This is a genomic window from Parabacteroides sp. (genome assembly GCF_977054455.1).
Genome location: NZ_CDRTCT010000010.1, coordinates 23,853 through 44,268 on the forward strand (window position 1 = coordinate 23,853; position 20,416 = coordinate 44,268).

Consider the following 20,416-nt stretch of genomic DNA (forward strand, 5'->3'; position numbering starts at 1 on the left):
TGTATATTTGCATTTGACGTAACAGAAAGATAAGAAAGGAAAACTGGTATGGATCCGGATGTCAAAAACAAAGTGGAATATATTATTGCTGTGATAAGTGAGTTTGCTGCGGCACACTCACTTAACACATTGCAAGCCTATCGCTACCTGGAGAGGTTCAAAGGCCTTGACTTTGTGAGCCGTTTTTACAATGTGGAGCATACACTCTCGTTTGAAGACGTAATAGAAGATCTTACAGCTTATTGTCACAGGAAAGGAGGGGCATTGGTATGATATTGTATCATGGCTCAAACACTGACATTGCAGAGATAGACCTTTCGATGTCAAAGGTAGGTAAAGATTTCGGATGCGGTTTCTATCTTTCGGCTGATAAGGAGCAGGCTTGGGAGCTTGCTGCCCGGAAAACAGAACAATTGGGAGCAGGGGTTCCTATGTTGAACTCTTACGAGTTTGACGAGAGAAGTTTGCACGGTATAGGTTTGTCGGTTCTCGAATTTCGGGAATACAGTAGGGAATGGGCCGAGTTTGTGTTGATGAACCGTCGGAATCGTACGCGTGTACCCTCGCATAGTTATGATATTGTTATTGGTCCTATTGCAAATGATTCGGTCGGCTTTCAGATACGACGACTCACTTCCGGTCTGATAGATATGGATAAGTTTCTTGAAGAACTTAAATATATGAAAGGGGTGACTATGCAGTACTTTTTCGGTACGGAGAAGTCTATCCGATATTTAACCAAAGTAAGAAGTGGATTATGACCAAAGAACTATTTATGATAGAAGAGATTTCCAAGGAAATCGTATTGTTGCTTATGGAGGAGCATCAAATGGATATGAGTGAGGCTCTCAAGGCACTCTATACATCTGATACATATAGCCGGCTCATAGATCTTGATACAGGGCTATATGCTCAGAGTACAGCCTATGTGTACGAATATCTTGAAAAAGAATTGGTAACGGGGAAAATGATGTAAAGAATTTCCGATACCCGAACCCAGTGCACCGGACAAGGATGATGTGCTGAAGAATGGATAAAATATAAAGCACTTCTTTTGCCGTCGGCTTCAGCCGACGGTAGATAAAATCTCCGGCTTTGCCGGTTCCTCTGTGGGGTTTAGCCCCTTGAAAATAAGATATACTTTTTTCTTTCAACCGTCGGCTGAAGCCGACGGCAAGGGAGATAGATTCCTATTGCTTGGATTATATGCTGATTTTATAGGAAAAACAGCTCATTTTTCCCCCTTTTTGAAAAAAGCGCAAAAAAAGGGACTGCTCGAGACTTGCCAGAAAACATCTCTAAACAATTGATTACGATCTATATAGTAAAGTCTTTTATCTCCTGGTGGAAAGTACATTTCTTACCCTGTTTTTGAGGGTAGTTTTTGCTCTGTTTTTTGCTTGTATATTATTGGGAATGAACAAGATAAATGGCTTTTTCCAAAATGACTAAAAAAACGTACGTTTAAATTCGTCATAATTCAGCTACAAAAATACAACTACTTTTTAAACCTGCAATTCTTTCTTCAAAGTTTTTTCCTTTTCTATATCGTTTCTTATCAATTAGATAGCCTTACCTGTACGAAAAACCTTCTTTTGACTACAAACCTTCCGAACCGCCTCCGAAAATGACGAATTTAAACGTACGTTTTAGCTGTCAAAGTACAGATGTTAACATACATCTATATAAGGTATGGCAGCTAAGGGTTGGACGATATTATTTCAATATTCATAGTATTATTAATTTAAATGTTTAAAGTATGAAGAAGAGAATCTTTACTCTTATGACGGCGGCTCTGCTCATGACAGGTCCTGCTGTTAATGTTGCGTATGCTGCAGCTGGCGTTGGAGATAATGTAGCTGTTGCAGCAACTAAATCTTCTGTTTTGGAAGGAACTAAATTTTATTTAGGGAAAGCTGGTTCTGGTAATGTTGCTTTTAAGGCTGTTGCAGAAGTTGAAATTGACGGGACAAAGTATTTCACTTGGGCTGCTGCAGATGAAACTGTAAATGATGCTGATGCTATTACTACTGACGTAGCTGTTTTTGAAGTTCGTGATGTTAAAAGCTATGGTGCTAAAGGAGTATCTTTTGAGTTATGGTCTACGGGTAAGAAAGTCGTAGTTAAATCAGTAGATGGCACTGCTGCTAAAGCAACAGACAAATTAGATGCGTTATCAACTCGTTTTGTAGCCAGCTATGATGATGCAAAGGATTTGTCAACTCTTGGTTTTACTGTACTTTATACAGAGAATATTCCATCTGTAAAAATAGATGTACAGGCTTATCTGGCTACTGCAGAACAAGATGCTGCTTTCTTGCAGGATTACAATAGCAAAGGCCTTACTTTTGGTTTCGAAGGTAAAAATGTGATTGGTAATGCTTTTGAAGAAACATTACAGGTGGTTCCGGTTGTGGATAAAGCTCTTGATGGAACTAATCCTACTACAGGTGGTTTTGTTTTGGCCAAAGGAACAACTGATGATATGAAAGCATTTGTAGCTGCTGCTGCTAAAACTGATGGAAGTATTATCGCAGCTGCAAAGAAGGTTTCATTACTCTCTATTACAGACGAAACTTACAAGATTAACGGTGCTCAGGATAAAGAAGCTGCTGTTATCAAAGTTTTGGAGAAAGGTAAATATGTACCTGTTGTTGCTACTCAAATGCCTGAAGTTCTTTTCACTAAAGTTGAACAGGCAGACGTGTTGAACAACCCGGCAGCTTTGACGCTGACAATGGGAGATGTTGTTGTCGGTGGTGTTCAGCCTGACGGTAAAGGTGACAATGTGTATGTTACAACTGTTTTGAATAATGGTACTTCTACTTTGACAGCTAACCCTGCTATCTTAGGTACAAGCACCTACCTGGATGCCTCTGTTCTGTTGAAGAAAGATGCTGTTAACACTGTTAATATCTATTTCACAAGCGGAAAGCAGAGTATTGATGGTGATGCTAACCAACAGTATGAATATCACAAATATCTGGTTGCCGGTGCCGGTGCTTCTGCTTATCAGTTGGAAGCTTGTGCTAAATCAGAGATCGACTTGGCTTCTCCGATGACACAGTGGGTTGTTTCTGGTTTCGATGGTAAATATACGTTTACATTGACTAACCGTGAAGCACATACTGCCGGTGCAACATTGAAACTTGCCTTGAAAGCTACAGATGTAGATGGTGAATATGAGATTATTGGTGGTATGCTTGATGGAGGTTCTCTTTCAACTTCTGGATCAGGTGAAGAAATCAAGGGTGGTGTTACTGCAAGTGCCACAATTGAAGGAAATGCAGAACTGGTAGGAAAAGTAGTTCGTTTCAACTCCGTTGCCACAGCAAAGACTGACGGTTTCCTGGAAATGACAAAGGCTGAACGTGAAGGTGGTTTCCATCTGTTGTTCTCTGGTAAAGTGCCGGGTGGTGTTGCTGAAATGTATGGTGTGCTGAGTGCTAATAATGCTACCGGAACTTACACTCCTGCTGAAGATAAGGGTGATTATGCTTTCACTGCTGAGGTTGTTAAGGATGGCACTCCGGCAGTTGCTAACTATATCATTAATGATGTAGATGCTGCTTATCTGGATAAAGATGGAAACATCGTAACGGTTAAAGATACGTTGGCTGTTCCTTCTTATAAATTGGTAGTTGGTACGAACAGCTCATCTAAAAAGGTCCTTTACCTTAAGAAGGATGCTGCAACGACGATCGATAAAGACGATACTAACGAAGGTGAATTCTTCTTCCGCAAGAACTATGACGGAACTTATGCAATGGGGTTGATTAGCACAGATTATGCTGGTAGTGTTAAAGCTACTGCCAAAGCTGTAGAAGTTAATACTGCCGGTACTGCTTTTGCTGCTGCTGGTACCGCTACCCTTTACGCTCCTACAATCAGCAACGTTACCATCGAGTTCAACGACAACTCCGATGCAACCTCTCTGCCTGCCGAACCGCGTCACGTATCATTCGATAACGTACTGGGTTCTGTAGCTATGCAGATGAATAAGAACAATCTGGAAGAAGGTATCCTGAGCAAGGACGGTTTGACTTTCTGGTTGGATACAGTGGGTAAGGCTGACGTTCCTAAGTTCTATATCTCTCGCGGTGTAGAAGGACAGGATGAAAGACTGTTCATGTTCAACTCTTCCGATTCTCTGGGTATCTTCTCTGAAGACGACGCTCAGTTGTCTGAAAACAAGAACTACCTGTTGGAAGGTTCTGCCAATGATCCGAAAGCCATCTTCCGTGCTGCTACTTTGACAGCCAAAGATACACTGACAACTGCTGTGGACGGTGATCTGGTTAAGAATGATCTGAAAGCATATCAGTACACGATCCAGTTGAACGACGAAGATGTAGACAACGAATATGTTGTGAAATCTGTTAAGGGTGGTTGGTTGTATGCATTGAACGGCAAATTAGGCTTCACTGCTACACGTTCACAGGCTATGGTCTTCACCCTCGGCGACGAAGCTCCTACCTCCAATGATGCGGTCGAAGTTTCCGAAATCAAAGTAATCGCCGGCGAAGGTCAGATTCAGATTGTTGGTGCTCAGGGTAAGAAGGTGGTTGTTTCCAACATCTTGGGCCAGGTGATTGCTAATACGGTTGTTGCTTCCGACAATGCTGCGATCGCTGCTCCGGCAGGTGTCGTTGTGGTAGCTGTTGAAGGCGAAGCTGCTGTGAAGGCTATCGTTAAATAACGATTGATACTAAATATACAATACTGTCTGTCGTAAGGGCGGTTTGCGAACCGCCTCTACAGATAGATGACATTTTATAATCAAATAATCTAAATAATATCACGCGGTGTCCATCCGCTTTTTGGCGGAAGGCCCAATTACCCCGCGAGGGAGAACAAGTGGTAGTATTAATACTAAAGTAATGAAATTAAAAGTTCTACTGCCAGTACCTCTGTGAAGAAAGAAAGCAGATCAAAAAGGAGGCTGTGTCGTAATTAAGTTTTACGGCGCAGCCTCTGTTTTTGTGGTTCCGAGATACACGTATAAATAGGTCAGGATGGGGCGTATTCCCCCCATTTTTGACCTGTTTCGCTATTTTTGAGCACATTTTCTTTATGTTGAAAGCAATGGCGAAAAGGGCAAAGTCCATTGTGATCTTATCCTTTTCGAAGTGGTGGAAGCGTTTGTATGTATGCCATGTTGGACTTCATCTGTCCGAAGACAGCCTCCGGTTCGATACATCGTCGTCCGCGGTATCTGAGACCTTCTTCGGATGTCAACAGTTTCCGGGCTTTTCGTTTGTATCCGTTGAGTCTGTGGTTGACCTCGATTGTCCGTCGGTCACCACGGGCTTTGTAGCAGAGGCAGCGTAGCGGACACCCCTTTGCAAAAAGTAAAATCTCACCGGCAACATTTGCATATTGGTAAAAATTGTTTACCTTTGCAGTCGCAACGCGCCTGTGGTGTAATTGGTAGCCACGCCAGACTTAGGATCTGGTGTCGAGAGACGTGTAGGTTCGAGTCCTATCAGGCGCACCTTCAAAGACAAAAGAGCTTGTTCTGATGAGAACAGGTTCTTCCTATTTTATATTGATTATCAATGTAGTGAAACTGAGATTTCATAATAGGCGAAAAGATACTCACGATTCATGATTCCTGCACCACAGAAACCCCTATAAACAATTAAAGGCTGTCTCACGACAACCCCTAACCAACTTTGTTAACCTTAAATCTAATACTATTATGAAAAAACCACGATGCAAAGATACGGCCTTTTTCCAATTTGCCAAGAGTTGAAATGCTAATTTGTGTTGTAAAGTATATAAGAAAAACTAATTCATGAAAAAGTAAAGAAAATATGCAACCGTAACATCTCCTTGCTCGTCTATAAAAGAAAATAAACGAAAATACGACAAGACATGAAAACAAGAGCATTTTTCTTTATGGTTTGTATCTGGCTGCTGGTAACGAACGGATTTGCCCAGAATACGATAAAAGGAGACGGGAATATTATCACGAAAGAAATTTCCATATCCGATTATGATGAAATCTCATATGTGGGAAAGGTGAACATCGAATATGAACAATCCAATGCATCTCCCTTTTTTAAGATAACGATAGACGAGAACATATTGCCCTACCTCGACATAAAAGTAAAGGGCAAGACATTGATCGTACAGCCAAAAGATGAAAAAAAATATTTTAACGGAAATTCTTATGGACTCAACCTCCAACCGACTGTATGTGAAATAAAGACCAACTCCCGTGAGCTGAAAGAGATAAGTGCAGTAGGTGGCGGGGAGTTTGTCACCAAAAGTCCTCTTAAAACCGATAAACTGGATATCAGCATTGCCGGGAGCAGCACAATAAACCTCGATAAGCAGCTAGAAGCACGCAAAATCAACTTTAGCGTGGCTGGATCGGGAGATATCAAAGCAACCAAACTGAAAGTAGACAACCTGGATTGCAGTGTGGCAGGCAGCGGCTCCATCCGGCTCAAAGGAGAGGCCGAAAGAGGAGACTTGAGTGTAGCCGGCGGTGGGGATATCAGCGCATTCGAATGTATCCTTCGGAAAGCGGAATGCAGCGTTGCAGGTGGCGGAGACATTGAAGTACATGCGGCCGAACAATTGGACGCCAGCATAGCCGGCGGTGGCCACATACGATATGAAGGAGATCCGGAGCTCAGCAAAAGCGTCATTGGCGGAGGTTCGATCAAGAAAAATTAATACTTATAATACCATAGAATATGAAAACGACATTAACAGCATTAATAGCTTTCTTGTTTATATGTACGGCAGGTGGATATGCCGAAAAAGTGAAAGGTAACGGAAATATTATTTCCAAAGAAATCCAGATATCCGATTACACGGAGCTGAATATCAAAGTAAAAATCAATTTCAACAATAACGGTTCCCTATTCAATAAAAAAGAATACAAAGGTCCGGCATTTAATTATATGCAAGGATCAGGAAGTTCCAACCTGCAAATTACAGTAGACGAGAATTTGTTCCCGTTACTGGACATATCTGTTTCGGACGGATGCCTGTATGTCCGGACAAATGAAGAAAAACAAGAATTATATCCGACGGAGTTTATTATCAACAGCTCTTCCCAGATCCTGGAAAAAGCAAAAATATCCGGTTCCATAGATTTCTTTTTGCAGAATAACCTTTCAGGTGAAAACCTGAAGGTAGAAGTATCCGGTGCGTCGGATGTATATATGAACAAACCGGTCCGTATCGCAAACGCATGTGAAATAAAAGTCAACGGTGCCGGCGATATGGAAGCAAAAGACCTGATATGCGGGAATATCAAAGCAGGCGTTGCCGGAGCAGGTGATCTGAATCTGAAAGGAAAGGCCGAGAAGGGAGAATATAAAGTATCCGGCAGTGGAGACATAAGTGCATACGGATTCATGGTAAAAGACCTGAGATGCAAGGTGAGCGGCAGTGGAGATATTGAGGCATACGCAACCGAAACGCTCGAAGCATCCGCTTCCGGAAGCGGAGACATCTGTTACAAAGGAAATCCTAAAGCTAATACACGCTGTTCGGGAGCTGCCGATATCACAAGAGTGAAATAAATTTCCTACATTTGTAACCGAAGTGCGGCAAACGCGTCCATAAGTATAACATAAAGAAGACATACATGAAAACAAAAGGTTTACTAATGATCGCTTTCCTGATAGGAATGTTTTTCTCTGTCCAGGCAGCAGACCATGTGAAAGGAAACGGAAAGCTCTCGACCAAGAAAATAACGATCGACGACTTCAATGCCATCAAGTTCGACGGGGTGATCGACTTCAACTACGAGCAGTCGGAATCCACTCCGCATATTGAAATAACCGTAGACGAAAACCTACACCCGTACGTGAACATCGACATCAAAGACCGTGTTCTTACCGTCGGGTTCAAGGGCGTAAAGGTCGACCATTTCACCAAATTCATCGTCAAGACCAACTCCAAATGGCTGAAAGAAGTAAAAGCTTCCGGCAACGCGAACTTCATGGCTAACAGCCCTCTGACAGGTGACGAGTTGAAAATCAACGCTAATTCCAACTGTCTCGTCCAACTAAAACGGAAAGTCGAAGTCGGCAAGCTCGACCTGAACGTCTCCGGTAGCGCCAATATGGTCGTGAATGAACTAAAAACCGACAAGTTAGAATGCAGCATTAACGGATCCGGCACGATCAACCTGAAAGCAGGAAGCGCCGAAGAAGCAGACTACAACATCACGACCGACGGTGAAATCATGGCTTTCGGGGTAGCAGTGCCCGAAGTAAACTGTAAAATCACAGGGAAAGGTTCCGCTCAGATCCATCCGACCAACAACCTGAAAGCAACAGTCGTCGGTAAAGGAAATATCCGCTATAAAGGTCCGACAGCCGTACAACAGAAAGTCATCGGCAAAGGAACCGTTGAAGAAGTAAAATAAAACTACAGCCAGCCTTCCTTCCGATACCATTCTATGCTTTCTTCCAGGCCACGGCGTAACGGGTAAGCCGGGACGAAGCCCAATTCATCCTGAAGCGGTGTAACATCACAAATCCAGTTACGCTGTTTCAGGATTATATATTTATCCGTATTCAATGTCATACTCTTCTTCAGCAACTTGCCTATCCACTCGGAACCCTGGCAGGCTATATGCACCAGCCCCATCGGAATACGGGCATGCAGGACATGTTTCTTCCGCAGGATTTCCTGTATCATCCGGGCAAACGATTCATCCGTATAGACATCACCGTCCGCCACGAAATAATGACGGTTCCGGACAGCCTCATTCTCCAAAGCAAGGAAAGCGGCGGTAGCCAGATCCTTTACATATATAAAAGTAATGCGCTGGGGCGTAAAGCCGACGGCAAAATCAAAACCGGACTTTATACTTTTGATCTCCATGAAGTAATCTTTCTCGCCCGGCCCGTACACTCCTGTCGGACGCAGGATCACATACGGGAAATAAGATTGGTGCCGCAAATAATTCTCCGCTTCCAGCTTGCTCTTTCCATAGTCCGTATCGGGCAATTGAGGATCATTCAGCGAGATAGGACGGAACGTTTTCTCGTCCCCACGGCCATAGCTGCTCAGGCTGCTCATCAGCAAGAACTTCTCCGGCTTGCAACCTGCTGCGGCAAGCGCTTCGATCAGGTTGGCCGTATTTCGGGCATTGATACGATAAAAGTTTCTTTTATCAAGCGTCTTGGTCAATCCGGCATTATGGATCACATAATCCCAAGGACCATGTTCACGGACAAAACCGGCCAACTGCGCGATCAAGGACTCACGGTCGGAATATTTCAAATCGATAAAACGAATCCGTTCATCCTGCAAATTAGCACGGCTACTTGTCGAACGGACACCCGCCCAGGTTTCATATCCCCGTTCAAGCGCCTCCTTCACCAGGAAACCGCCGATAAAGCCACTGGCCCCCGTAATCAATATTTTCTTCTTCATTGAAAAATCAGGAATTATCCGTTTTCTAATTCTTTTTAATGTAATAAGTATAGTAATACAGCAACAGACCGATCCAGTTCAATACGACAATAGTCAGTATCCAAAGGATTTTTTGTCCGCGACTGATGAAAGGATTCTGCCTCACAGCGGTAATGCCGAAAATAAGGACAGCGATACCGACAATATATCCGACCTCCGGTAGGCCTATCAAACAAAGTTTATTCATGTTCGTGTTTTTTCAAAACCCGGTGCGGCAAATCGCCATGTCCGATCAGTTCTATAGGACAAGCATATTTTTCGCCCAGCCACTCTTCGGACACATCCGCTCCAGGATGGTAATGTAATGTTTCGTTTACACAAGCAATGTTTTTCACCATCGCCAATACAGTCCCGATATCATGTGAAACCAGAATGATCGCGCTCTCCTTATTGATTTCGTCCAAGAGCTTATAGAAATGAGATTCGAACCGCTTGTCCACATACGAGTTCGGCTCATCCAGGATCAGCACTTGCGGACGGGAAACAATGGAGCGTCCCAGCAACACGCGCTGTAACTGTCCGCCGGACAGTTCGCCGATCGCCCGGTTCGCCAAACCTTCCAGTCCCATTTTTCCAAGCACTTCCTCCACACGCTGTTTTTGGCTTGCATTATAAGAACGGAAAAGCGGCTTTTCCGAAGCCAGCCCCGAAGCGATCACCTCGCGCACCGAGATCGGGAACTTCTTATCGATGTTGTTCAATTGGGGAAGATAGCCGATCCGGAGAGAAGGGACAGCCTGTCCGTCCTCATAAAAACGGACTGTACCGGAGACAGGCGGCAACAGGCCGAGTATAACCTTCAGTAAGGTTGTCTTTCCTCCCCCGTTCGGTCCGATAATCCCCAGGAAATCATCTTTCCAGACCGTCAGAGAGATGTCCCGCAATACGGTTTTATTGCCGTAGGCGGCCGTCACATGTTCTATGTCAATCAGTTTCTCCATCGGCCAGTGCTTTCGCTATATGAATCAGTTCCGTATTCCAATGATAATCCAGCGGGTTGATCTTCACGAGCCGGCAACCTGTTTCCTTCGCAATCAGTTCGGCATTTTTCTGGTCGAACTCCTGTTGGATAAAGACAACTTTCGCGTGGCGCTCTTTTGCCGTCGTCACCAATTGCTTCAACTGGGCCGGCGAAGGTTCTTTTCCATCCATCTCGATACAGAGCTGGATGAGGCCGAATTCATCGGCAAAATAGGTCAAAGCAGGATGATAGATGATAAACGTACGGTCGGTCAGCGGATCGAGCAGGCGCTTGATCTCGGCCTCCGTCTTTTCAATCTCCGCCAGCAAAACTTCATAATTCTTCCAATAATACTCCGTATTCTCTTTATCCAGTTCGATAAAAGCGTTCAGCGTATTCCAAGCAATGACCTTTGCCCCTTCGATGGAACTCCAGATATGCGGATCGATACCGCCTGCATGATGGTGGTGATGTCCGTTATCGTTATCCGTTTCATGCCCATGCTCTTCTTCTTCCGTCTCTTTTACAAACTGCATACCCTTCGATACATCGAATATCTTCAAATCGGGATTGTTCTCGCGGATCTTCTGCATCCATACCTGCTCGAAGCCGATATGACCGATTTGCAGATACGCTTCGCTCTGTCCGATCTGCACCATCTGCCTCGGAGTCGGATCATAGGTCTCCGGACTCTGCCCGGATGGAACTACACAATGGATAGCAAACTTATCTCCTGCGATCTTTTCGGCAAAGAAACGTTGCGGCTCTATCGTCACCGTCACCACCTTTCCTTCCGTCAACTTTCCGGTACATGCGGCAAGTAGCGACAGTACCGTCAACAGGATATATATTCCGGTATATTTCATCTTATTTTTTATTTTGACAAGGATACAAAGATAAAAACATTCCGGCAAATAACCATTCATGTTTTTATATAGTATCACCGCAGAGAAAATTATTCTATTGGCTCATATCCTTAAACATGAATATTTTGAAAATAAATTTGTTTTCGCCTTTCCTATACATAATATTTGCCTATATTTGTCCGTGAAGTATCAATAGTTCAACTAAAACAATTAATTATGGACAAATTTATCAATCCCTTCTCTGATTACGGCTGGAAAAAGATTTTCGGCAGTGAAGTAAGCAAAGATCTTATCATCAGTTTCCTCAATGAAGTCATCCAACAGGAAGTCATCGTCGACATCACGTTCCGCAACGTCGAGATGCTCGGTTTGAAACAAGACCAGCGCCGGGCTGTTTTCGACATCTTCTGCGAGAATGAAAAGGGGGAAGTCTTCATTGTTGAAATGCAGAAGAGCCGACAGAAGTATTTCTCCGACAGGGTGTTATACTACGCCTCGTTCGCCATCCAGCAACAATCCATGATCGTAAAGGAGAGACTCGAAAAGGAACCGGACGAAATAGTCCGCAAACGCTGGAACTACCAGATCAGCAAGGTATATGTCGTGTGCATCCTTAACTACGTGATGGACCCGTCCCGTCCTGATAAATACCGCTGGGATGTCGTGCGCATGGACCGGGAGTTGAAGATCCCTTTCAGCGAGACGCTCAACGAAATCTATATCGAAATGCCGAAATTTGTATTACCTTTGTCGGAGTGTGATACACTTTACAAGAAGTGGTTATATGTCTTAAACAACATCGAGATCATGGAACGATTACCGAAAGAACTGAACAATCAGATATTCCGCAAGCTGAAAAGTATCGTGGAGGTAGAACGCATGACGCCCGACCAACGCCTGGAATACGAACTGAGCCTTTCCGTCGAGCGTGACCTCTCCGCCGCCCTCGACACCAGCTTCGAAGACGGGATGGAAAAAGGATTGGAAAAAGGCAAGGCGGAAGAGCAACGCCTTATCGCTGCCAATTTTAAAAGACAAGGGATCAATGTCGAGACGATTGCTCAATGTACCGGTTTGTCGGTGAAAGAAATTAACGAGTTGTAACAGAAAAATCATCATTTAACAATTCAAATCTTCTTAAACACGATTATCCCTTCTTATCCTGATCTGGGAAGGGGGTTATTGTGTAATATTGTTTCGTTAACAACAAAACACATTCTTTGGGAATAGCTGTAAATTCTGGTTCTTCATCGGGAAATAAAGGTTTTCTGCCATGAAGTGCGCGGTTTTTCACAACGAAGACGGTCGCTATCACCGTGAGCTGCCGTTGCCACGGACTATGAAGACGGTCTTCATGGTAACGAGGACGGTCGTCACGGTGATGAAGACGGTCGTCATGCCGGCAAAGGAGTAAATCTCTTTTGAGATATTCAGACCTGCGGCAACATTTATTTGCTACAAGCGATTCTCCGGGAGTTCAGTTTTTCCATAATGTCAGGATATTCAGCTTTTCGGAAACAAAGGAATTTTGTTTTTCGATTTTCTGCCGTGCTCGTTTTACCGGTTGCTTATTAATTCCAATCTGAAAGAGGAAAATGTCAGACACGAATCGCCCGGGATTTCATACCAAATAGAAAAACATTCCAATAAGGGTTATTGTCTGTTTTGCAAACATGGCTTATCCTTGTGTTTATCTCTTATGTTTTCGGTATGAGCCATTTCTATTTCTTGGTTGGAGAGATAATTTCCGTCCTTTATCAAAATCTGATGGGTGAAAGTGATGGAATCTTCTTTTTTTAGGAGGATTTGAACTGTTTCCGCCTGTTTATCGAAACATCGTCCTCCCAAGTTATTAATCGCAAACAGGCCGTATCCGCGTGCATGCGACCAGCCCGGATAATTGGGATTTTCAGGATGGTCTATGAGAGCGATCGATATTTTCTCGTTTTTTATTTTTCCGTTCAAAACAACCCAAGCCGAACGTTTTCCCCAAACGTCGTCACCGGCGTCTCCTTCTTTATTTTGATAGATCCCGGAAATGTCGGCTTCAAGGTTTCGATCTAAACGCATACCGAGTAAGCCTTCTTTATTTTCTATGATGAAAATAGAATCTCCGAAAGCGGTCAGTGTAGTGGTTCGCTGAATGCCTCTTTCGTGTGGCTTACCGGTGAATGCGTAGGTGGTTTTTTCTTTTAGTAGAATAAATCCATTGTGGTTTGTCCAATCTGCTTCGACTGTAAATTTGTTTTCTTTCTCGTTTATATTCTTGATGCCGGTAAACCGGATAATGCCGTAATGCTCTTTTTTATCATGGGGAATGTGATTCGAATTGTTCCAGAAATCCAATCCATTGATATCTCCGAAGCTAAACCATAATCCCATCTGATGAGGATGGTCTATCCGTTCATTGGCTTTCGGGCGGGCAGGGTAGCCGCGAGTGATTTCAGTACCGGATGCAGTGTAGATAGGATAAAGAACTTGTTTATATAGAGTGTCGGAGTAAAGAAATTCTGTAAAAAGAACTTGGTCTATGTATATGCTTATCTTTTGTGAGTCGGGCTTCTCTATAAAATGCATGTATGAATCCTGACCTATTACAAAACTACAATAGGAAAGAGAAAGGAGGATAAGTAGAATCAGTTTGTTCATGGAGTAAAAGTAATCAAAAATGGGGTAAAAGGAAGGGACAAAACTACCCTGTCCCGCACTTGACACGGGAACAGGGTAGTTTGATATCCTCTTTGATGTTTATAAGATACGTTTATACAACTTCTTTTCCTGTGGCTGGATCGAAGTTAAATCTGCGATTTTTACCGGTTGTCCGGATGCTATGCTGTTGCGGGCTGCGATTCCGATCAGGCAGGCCAAAGCACCGTCGCGGGTGTTTGCACACTGTTGGAACGGATCTTCGATATTGGGCAGGAATATCTGGTCTTTTAATAACGCATCTCCGCCTCCATGACCGGATGTTCCGAATGGAATCTGGATATATTGCCGTTTATTGAAGTTCTTGAACAGAACGATTTCGTCATAATTGGCATCCGATGTCGGTTTGGATTCCTGAATCCAGGCTTCCAGACGTCCTTTTGTTCCGTTGAACGCGATCCGGTAGCCTTCGTACGGAGAATAGGTTGTCAACGAATAAGCTACTTGTACGCCATTTTTATATTTGATTGTTGCTGCCATCTTGTCGAAGATGTTTACATCCTTTTTGAACACACAACCGTCGCGCAGGTAACCGTCGTATTTTTCATTGGCCACGTACAGTTCCATGTAGTTCTTGTTTTTGGTGATGTCAAAGAAGAACTTGCATTTGTCTGTATGCGGGCATGTACGGCAGTTTTCTGCCCGTATGGTACCATTTTTCCCATAATGGTTGAGAGCTCCAAGCGCATAAACGCTTTCGGGGTCGCTGTCGATCCACCAGTTCAGAAGGTCGAAATGATGGCTGGCTTTGTGTACCCATAATGAACCGCTGCATTCAACGAGTCTGTGCCAGCGGCGGAAATAGTCGGCTCCGTGTGAAGTGTCCAGGTACCAGTGGAAATCGACCGAGGTGATATCACCGATTTCTCCGGCACGAAGCAGTTCCCATATTTTAGCCCGGTGAGGGGAATAACGGTAGTTGAACGTGACCCGGCATGTCTTACCCGTTCGCTTTTCAGCATCCAGAATCGCCTGGATTTTCTTTTCATCGGTCGTCATCGGCTTTTCCGTGATAATGTCGGCTCCCAACTCCATTCCCCGGATAATGAATTGATGATGTGTGCTATCCATTGTCGTGACAATCAAAACATCCGGTTTTGTCTCGTTCATCATTTTCTCAAAGTCGGTATATGTCGGACAGGAAGTGCCGATGATACGTTTGCCGGTTTCAACACGTCCTTCGTTTTTATCGCAAAGGCCTACGAACTCAAGATAATCAGGATAACTTTCCAGAATGTCCCTTCCCCACATGGATGTCCCACGGCCACCTGTCCCGACAAGTGCGATCCGGAGTTTTTTACCTGTGGGTGTTGCAATACCGGCAGTTTCTGCTTTTATATCAGATAGAGGATTGAGCAAGGCCGTTCCGGCAATCGCCCCTGTTGTTGCAAGAAAATGTCTTCTTGACATTTGATTTGTTGTGTTATGCATAGTAAACGATATTAAGTGTTTAAAATTATTTATCATATTCTGGTAGCTGGTGGAATTCGTCTTTATTCGTGACAACATCCACTTCATTCTGAGGAATCGGACGGATGACATGATAGGCTTTCATCTTATCTTTGACATCTGGATTGTATTTCAATGCGCGTTCCAACAGTTTGCCGGTACGTTTCAATGTGTACCACCTGAAACCTTCCATACTTAATTCGCGCATATACTCATCAAGGATAAAATCGAGCGTAATCATATCGGGGGTGACTTTCAGTGCTTCCTCATGTCCTTCGGTCAATGCCCTTTTCCGCAATTCCGTAATGACTTTAGCTGCTTCCTCTTTTTGTCCCATATACATATATAGTTCTGCTTGGGACAAATATACTTCACCTAAACGAAACCAGATAAAATCTTTGTGACCTTTTTCATCTTTTGCAAATTCACGGGATGAATCCAATAGTTTCAGATTGGTATGGTAGCAGGAACGTCCGTTCATCGTAGGTTCCCCTGTTTGTAGATTGTACATATGGTTCAATCCTTCAACAAACAGTTCATGACCTAATGGGTGAGTCTCTCCTCCCTTTCGTCCAGCCGCTACTTCTTCGTCTGTCACAGGTCGGAAATGGCGGATTAGGACTGTGTCGGAATAAACAGGCTTCTGATTCCAATCGGTCGGAATCCAGCACCAGTATTCTTGTAATGAACCATAAAGGCGCTTATCGTATTCATTGAAATTTTGAATCATAAATAAGGATGGCATAGTCCAGCGATATTCGCGTCCATAATATAGGGAATGGCTCCATAAGGTTGTGATTGCTTTGTTGTCGACAGCAGATTTGTTGTACCAACCGACACCGTAGCGATGAAGTCCGTTTTCACCTCCGCCATTATAGGTTTTATCAGTCGAATATTGTACAGACCAGATAATTTCGTCATTAACCTGGTTGTCAACATCGAATATCTGTGTGTAATCGTCCAGTAATCTGTAATTATAGTCGGATCGTAACGATTTTGTCAAAGCGAGAGCATCTGTGTAGCAACGCTCTTTTGTGTATCCGGCAGCAGAAATCACATCGTCTGGATAACCGGCCAGCGACATCAAAACTTTCATTAGGATGAATTTGCGTATTCCTTCATTCATGCGCCCCCATTGACAGTTTTGTGGCAGCTTCAATCCGATAGCGGCAATGTTGAGATCTTCCAGCATTTGTTTGTAGAAAGTTGCAACGCCGGGTTGATATCCAATTGTTTTGACACCGGTGGTACTTTCTGTCGTGAAATGTGCTCCGTCTCCATAGGTTTCCGTGATGATCCAGAAATAAAAAGCGCGTAGGGCGTGTGCTTCTGCGCGAAGTTCAGCTCGTCTGTTTTCATCTTTGATCTCTGCCGTTTCAATGATTTCGGTTGCCAGGTTCGCAACATTGAGAGAGTTATACAATTGTTTCCAGAAATCCCGGTTCCAGCCATTGTTTATCATTTGGGTATCGAAATATTCTCCGAAATAACGCCAGTCATTTCCATTTACGGCAACCAACTGCTCATCTGCTCCCATCGAGCCGAACAGATACAATCTTTCGAGAAAATCACGGTGCGTATTATACAAACTTAGTACTAATCGTTCACAACCCTCTTCTGTCTCCGAATAATTGGTTGTTATATTCCCTTTAGGGTCTTCAGAAAGAAAGTCGGAACAGGAACAAAGAGTACCTGCGTATAATGCAATAATAAAGGTCCAATATTTTAGTTTCATAATTTATTACAGTTTAAAAGTCAATATTTATACCCATCGTATAAGTTGTCGGAATATTATAGTCAAAATCAGGAGCTTCCGGGCTTACATCATTTTTACATGCTTTGTAGATATATCCGAGATTCCGGACTTGTGCATAGAGCCGTGCTCGTAAGATCTTCCAGTTTTTCGGCATTATTTTGCTAAAATCGTATCCTAATGTTATATCCTGAATTTTGATATAGTCTCCTTTCATATATCCACCTGTTCCGGCAAATGGGTCATATCCGCTTAGTTTATCTGCGCGGGTATATTCGTTTGTCGGATTGTCGGGTGTCCAGTATTTGAAGTTGGACGGCATCCAGCGCAGTCCGTCACGTGTGATTAAGCTGGCATAGGTATTAGGATGGATCAGGCTTCCGAAATTCATGTTTAGATTGATGGAGGCATCAAAAGCACCGAAACGGAATGAGTTCAGTAAAGATGCGATGATTTTTGGATCTTTTTGTCCTAATATTACTTTGTCCAACTCTCCGATCGAACCGTCATTATTCTGATCTTTAACCTTGATGTCTCCAGGGATAGCACCATATTTTTGTGCTTCCTTTTCTTCACCTAACTGCCATATTCCTATCATTTCATAGTTGTAATGTACTTGTAAAGGTTTACCTATAAACCATGAATTGTTACGGATGTCGCCGCCTCCCAACAGTTCCGTGATTTTGTTCCAATTGCGGGCAAAAGTTACAGTTGTTTCCCAAGAGAACGATTTAGTCTTCAACGTATTTGCCTGGATATTCAGCTCAATACCTTTATTTTCGGTTTTACCGATATTTTGCCAAACCTTGGAGAAACCGGTGAAAAAAGGTAACGTACGTTCCATCAGCAAATCGCTTGTTTTGGTGATATAACCCTCAAGGTAGCCGGATACACGATTGTTCCACAAGCCGAAGTCTACTCCGAAGTTTGCCGTACGCGAAATTTCCCATCCCAAGTCTTTATTTGGTATCATAGAAGGACGATATGCGAAAAATTTGTTGCCGGCATCCTCTCCGAATAGATAGTCGTATTTGCTTAATCCGGCAATCGTTTGGTAAGGATCGATGGCAGAGTTTCCTACGGCTCCGTAGGAGGCTCTTAATTTCAGAGAATTAAGCCATTCTCTTTTTCCGAAGAACTTTTCTTCTGAGATACGCCAGGCAACGCCTCCCGATGGGAAAAAAGCCCATTGGTTCCCTGCCGCCAATCGGGAAGAACCATCGGTACGGATAGCGATGTTAGCATAGTATTTACCTTGATAATCCCAGCGTGCACGCGCAAGGAAGGACGCTAAGGTCCAATGTTGGTATGAACTTCCGATTTGTAGGTTTTCGGCAGCGGTTCCCAAGTTGTGGAATGATGTGGAGGCCACCGGCTGATTTTCCCCGCTCATTTCTCCTGTCTCTTTTGTATAACCCGTCGCTTCAAAGACTCCGTCCAATACAAGGTGATGCTCTCCGAAATCTTTGTCGTAAGAGAGAATATCGTTGAAGGTATATTCTACTTCATCCTGATATTTTTTACCGGCAAGCGGAACAGTTCCTTTTCGTTCGTATGAGTTTTCTCCGAAAAAATAACCGTTTTTACGATCGATGATGTTATAAGAAATATTGGCTCTGTTATTCAAATATTTTGAAAAACGGATATTGATATATCCGGTGAGGTATGCCGCATTTTTAATAAATTCATTTGTATAGTTGTCTTTGCCATAGTTGGCTAATACGTTATAGCCGGATGTGTTCTGCGGTGCCGGATAATAATTCAGGCTTCCATCCTCGTTGTAAGGTTTTGCGAGTGGAGTCATGTATTGTAGCTTTTCCTCGAACTTTGTCATACCCTGGCTATTATTTCGTTGTAAGCGGGCAGATAATCCGACTGACACGTACTTATTGATTTCATGGTCGAGATTCAATGTGATATTATATTTGTCTTTGAAATTTATTTTGGAATAACCCTCATCTTTGGTATAGTTTAATCCAAGATGTAATTTGGTTGTTTTATTTCCTGCACTGAGACCGATATAATGACTTTGTGTCTGGCCATTTCGGTACAACAAATCGATCCAGTCTGTAAAATCGCGGCTTTTTATGACTGCTAATTCGGCCGGTTCGAATACGTCTTCATCTGTAAAGGGCTGGTCCCATCCGTTTCTGTATCTATAACCGTCACGGCGGAACTGAATATACTCGTCTCCACTTTGCATTTTCACTAAATTAGGTACGCTGATACCTATATAACCGCTATATGAGATACGGGTTTGCTGCTCTTTCGCTTTCTTTGTCGAGATCAGAATTACCCCGTTTGCGCCTCTCGAACCGTATATGGCTGTGCTGGCTGCATCTTTTAATACTTCTATAGACTCTATATCGTTGGTATTAACAGCTTCCATACGTCCGGGAACTCCGTCTACGATAACCAGAGGATCATTACTTGCATTCAGTGAACGATTGCCACGGATACGGATAGAACCGGATTCATCGACTTTAGAGGAAGATGTGATGTTCATACCGGCTACTTTTCCTTGTAGGATATCAGTAATATCGGTTGAGGCAATCGCCGAAATCTTATCTCCTTTTACACTGGAGACAGCGCCTGTCAAATCGGATTTTTTCATTGTTCCGTATCCGATTACAACGATTTCGTCTAAGTTTTCGGAGTCTTCGACCAAGGTGATGTTAAATGTATTTTTTTTGCCGACTTTGATCTCTTGTGACAAATATCCTATGTAGGATACCGTAAGGATAGAGTTTTCCGGAACCTCTAATGTAAATCGACCTTCGTGGTCGGAAATATTACCGATAGTAGAACCTTTGACGACGACGTTTGCTCCTATTATGGGTTCTCCGTGTTCATCTTTAATGACGCCGGATATTTTTTTGTTTTGTTGAGGTAATCCGGCTCCTGCTGATTGGCTTAATATCTCTTTTTTAACAATAATGATATGATTCCCTTTTAGTTCAAAACCAAGATCTTGTCCTTTCAATATGGTTGATAAGACCGATTTGACCGTTTCGTTTTCTACATGAATAGATACTTTGCGATCGATGTCGACATCTTTCACATCAAACCAGAATGAATAGTTTGTCTGAGCTTTGATTTCAGAGAAAACTTCATTGATTGTCGTGTTATTTACTGTAATGGAGACTCGGGCTTCCTGTGAATATCCTGTAGCTGAGACAGAAAATATTCCAAACAAAAGTAACAGAATTGATATTTTCATGATATTCAAGG

Annotated in this window: 16 protein-coding genes, 1 tRNA gene and 1 pseudogene; 9 read left to right on the forward strand and 9 right to left on the reverse strand. The window is 43.2% G+C overall.

The genetic code is table 11. The features are described from left to right. Nucleotides 1–48: 48 nt before the first annotated feature. The 4 genes from ACW6QF_RS06465 to ACW6QF_RS06480 all read left to right on the forward strand — a co-directional run bounded on the left by ACW6QF_RS06465 (nt 49) and on the right by ACW6QF_RS06480 (nt 4,699). The gene (locus tag ACW6QF_RS06465) at nt 49–273 is read left to right on the forward strand and encodes a DUF3791 domain-containing protein (protein WP_298550955.1); all 225 of its coding nucleotides are present in this window, start codon (nt 49–51) and stop codon (nt 271–273) included. Beyond that, nucleotides 270–761, forward strand: a complete 492-nt coding sequence (locus tag ACW6QF_RS06470) for a DUF3990 domain-containing protein (protein ID WP_456087205.1) — start codon at nt 270–272, stop codon at nt 759–761. The genes ACW6QF_RS06465 and ACW6QF_RS06470 overlap by 4 nt, the downstream gene beginning before the upstream one ends. A 14-nt stretch (nt 762–775) precedes the next feature. Further along, the gene (locus ACW6QF_RS06475) at nt 776–976 is read left to right on the forward strand and encodes a hypothetical protein (protein ID WP_374044532.1); all 201 of its coding nucleotides are present in this window, start codon (nt 776–778) and stop codon (nt 974–976) included. A 783-nt stretch (nt 977–1,759) separates the two neighbouring features. Beyond that, a complete protein-coding gene (locus ACW6QF_RS06480; RefSeq protein WP_456087206.1) occupies nt 1,760–4,699 on the forward strand; it encodes a DUF6383 domain-containing protein in 2,940 nt (979 codons plus the stop codon). Nucleotides 4,700–4,895: 196 nt separating this feature from the next. Here the strand turns inward: ACW6QF_RS06480 and ACW6QF_RS06485 are convergent. Continuing rightward, nucleotides 4,896–5,343, reverse strand: a pseudogene (locus tag ACW6QF_RS06485) (transposase); the annotation flags it as partial. A gap of 69 nt (nt 5,344–5,412) precedes the next feature. Between ACW6QF_RS06485 and ACW6QF_RS06490 the strand changes: the two are divergent. The 4 genes from ACW6QF_RS06490 (at nt 5,413) to ACW6QF_RS06505 (ending at nt 8,395) form a co-directional block, all read left to right on the forward strand. After that, nucleotides 5,413–5,494, forward strand: a tRNA-Leu gene (locus ACW6QF_RS06490). Between the two features lie 383 nt (nt 5,495–5,877). Continuing rightward, nucleotides 5,878–6,687 carry a head GIN domain-containing protein gene (locus ACW6QF_RS06495; protein WP_298550949.1) on the forward strand — a complete coding sequence of 270 codons (810 nt, stop codon included), beginning with the start codon at nt 5,878–5,880 and terminating at the stop codon, nt 6,685–6,687. Between the two features lie 20 nt (nt 6,688–6,707). After that, nucleotides 6,708–7,544 (forward strand): head GIN domain-containing protein, encoded by an 837-nt coding sequence (locus ACW6QF_RS06500; protein ID WP_456087207.1) that lies wholly within the window; start codon nt 6,708–6,710, stop codon nt 7,542–7,544. A gap of 65 nt (nt 7,545–7,609) precedes the next feature. Next, nucleotides 7,610–8,395 carry a head GIN domain-containing protein gene (locus ACW6QF_RS06505; RefSeq protein ID WP_456087208.1) on the forward strand — a complete coding sequence of 262 codons (786 nt, stop codon included), beginning with the start codon at nt 7,610–7,612 and terminating at the stop codon, nt 8,393–8,395. A 2-nt stretch (nt 8,396–8,397) separates the two neighbouring features. Here the strand turns inward: ACW6QF_RS06505 and ACW6QF_RS06510 are convergent, their stop codons facing one another. Genes ACW6QF_RS06510 through ACW6QF_RS06525 form a run of 4 tightly spaced genes read right to left on the reverse strand, consistent with a single transcriptional unit; the run spans nt 8,398 to nt 11,277 of the window. Continuing rightward, nucleotides 8,398–9,411, reverse strand: coding sequence for an NAD-dependent epimerase/dehydratase family protein (locus tag ACW6QF_RS06510; protein WP_456087209.1), 1,014 nt, complete (start codon nt 9,409–9,411; stop codon nt 8,398–8,400). Between the two features lie 25 nt (nt 9,412–9,436). After that, nucleotides 9,437–9,637, reverse strand: a complete 201-nt coding sequence (locus tag ACW6QF_RS06515) for a PLDc N-terminal domain-containing protein (RefSeq protein ID WP_298550941.1) — start codon at nt 9,635–9,637, stop codon at nt 9,437–9,439. Continuing rightward, on the reverse strand, nt 9,630–10,391 hold the full coding sequence (locus ACW6QF_RS06520) for a metal ABC transporter ATP-binding protein (protein WP_456087210.1): 762 nt from the start codon (nt 10,389–10,391) through the stop codon (nt 9,630–9,632). The genes ACW6QF_RS06515 and ACW6QF_RS06520 overlap by 8 nt, the downstream gene beginning before the upstream one ends. Further along, on the reverse strand, nt 10,375–11,277 hold the full coding sequence (locus tag ACW6QF_RS06525) for a metal ABC transporter solute-binding protein, Zn/Mn family (protein ID WP_456087211.1): 903 nt from the start codon (nt 11,275–11,277) through the stop codon (nt 10,375–10,377). The genes ACW6QF_RS06520 and ACW6QF_RS06525 overlap by 17 nt, the downstream gene beginning before the upstream one ends. Nucleotides 11,278–11,493: 216 nt before the next feature. Here ACW6QF_RS06525 and ACW6QF_RS06530 point away from each other — a divergent pair, with 216 nt between their 5' ends. Then, a complete protein-coding gene (locus tag ACW6QF_RS06530; protein ID WP_456087212.1) occupies nt 11,494–12,381 on the forward strand; it encodes an Rpn family recombination-promoting nuclease/putative transposase in 888 nt (295 codons plus the stop codon). Nucleotides 12,382–12,930: 549 nt separating this feature from the next. On the opposite strand, the gene ACW6QF_RS06535 is transcribed toward ACW6QF_RS06530, so the two are convergent. From ACW6QF_RS06535 to ACW6QF_RS06550, 4 genes are all read right to left on the reverse strand, one after another. Further along, nucleotides 12,931–13,926, reverse strand: a complete 996-nt coding sequence (locus tag ACW6QF_RS06535) for a DUF6807 domain-containing protein (protein WP_456087213.1) — start codon at nt 13,924–13,926, stop codon at nt 12,931–12,933. A gap of 99 nt (nt 13,927–14,025) precedes the next feature. Beyond that, a complete protein-coding gene (locus ACW6QF_RS06540; RefSeq protein WP_456087214.1) occupies nt 14,026–15,414 on the reverse strand; it encodes a Gfo/Idh/MocA family protein in 1,389 nt (462 codons plus the stop codon). Nucleotides 15,415–15,439: 25 nt separating this feature from the next. Continuing rightward, nucleotides 15,440–17,167, reverse strand: a complete 1,728-nt coding sequence (locus tag ACW6QF_RS06545; RefSeq protein ID WP_456087215.1) for a RagB/SusD family nutrient uptake outer membrane protein — start codon at nt 17,165–17,167, stop codon at nt 15,440–15,442. Between the two features lie 13 nt (nt 17,168–17,180). Further along, the gene (locus ACW6QF_RS06550) at nt 17,181–20,405 is read right to left on the reverse strand and encodes a TonB-dependent receptor (protein ID WP_456087216.1); all 3,225 of its coding nucleotides are present in this window, start codon (nt 20,403–20,405) and stop codon (nt 17,181–17,183) included. Nucleotides 20,406–20,416 lie beyond the last annotated feature (11 nt).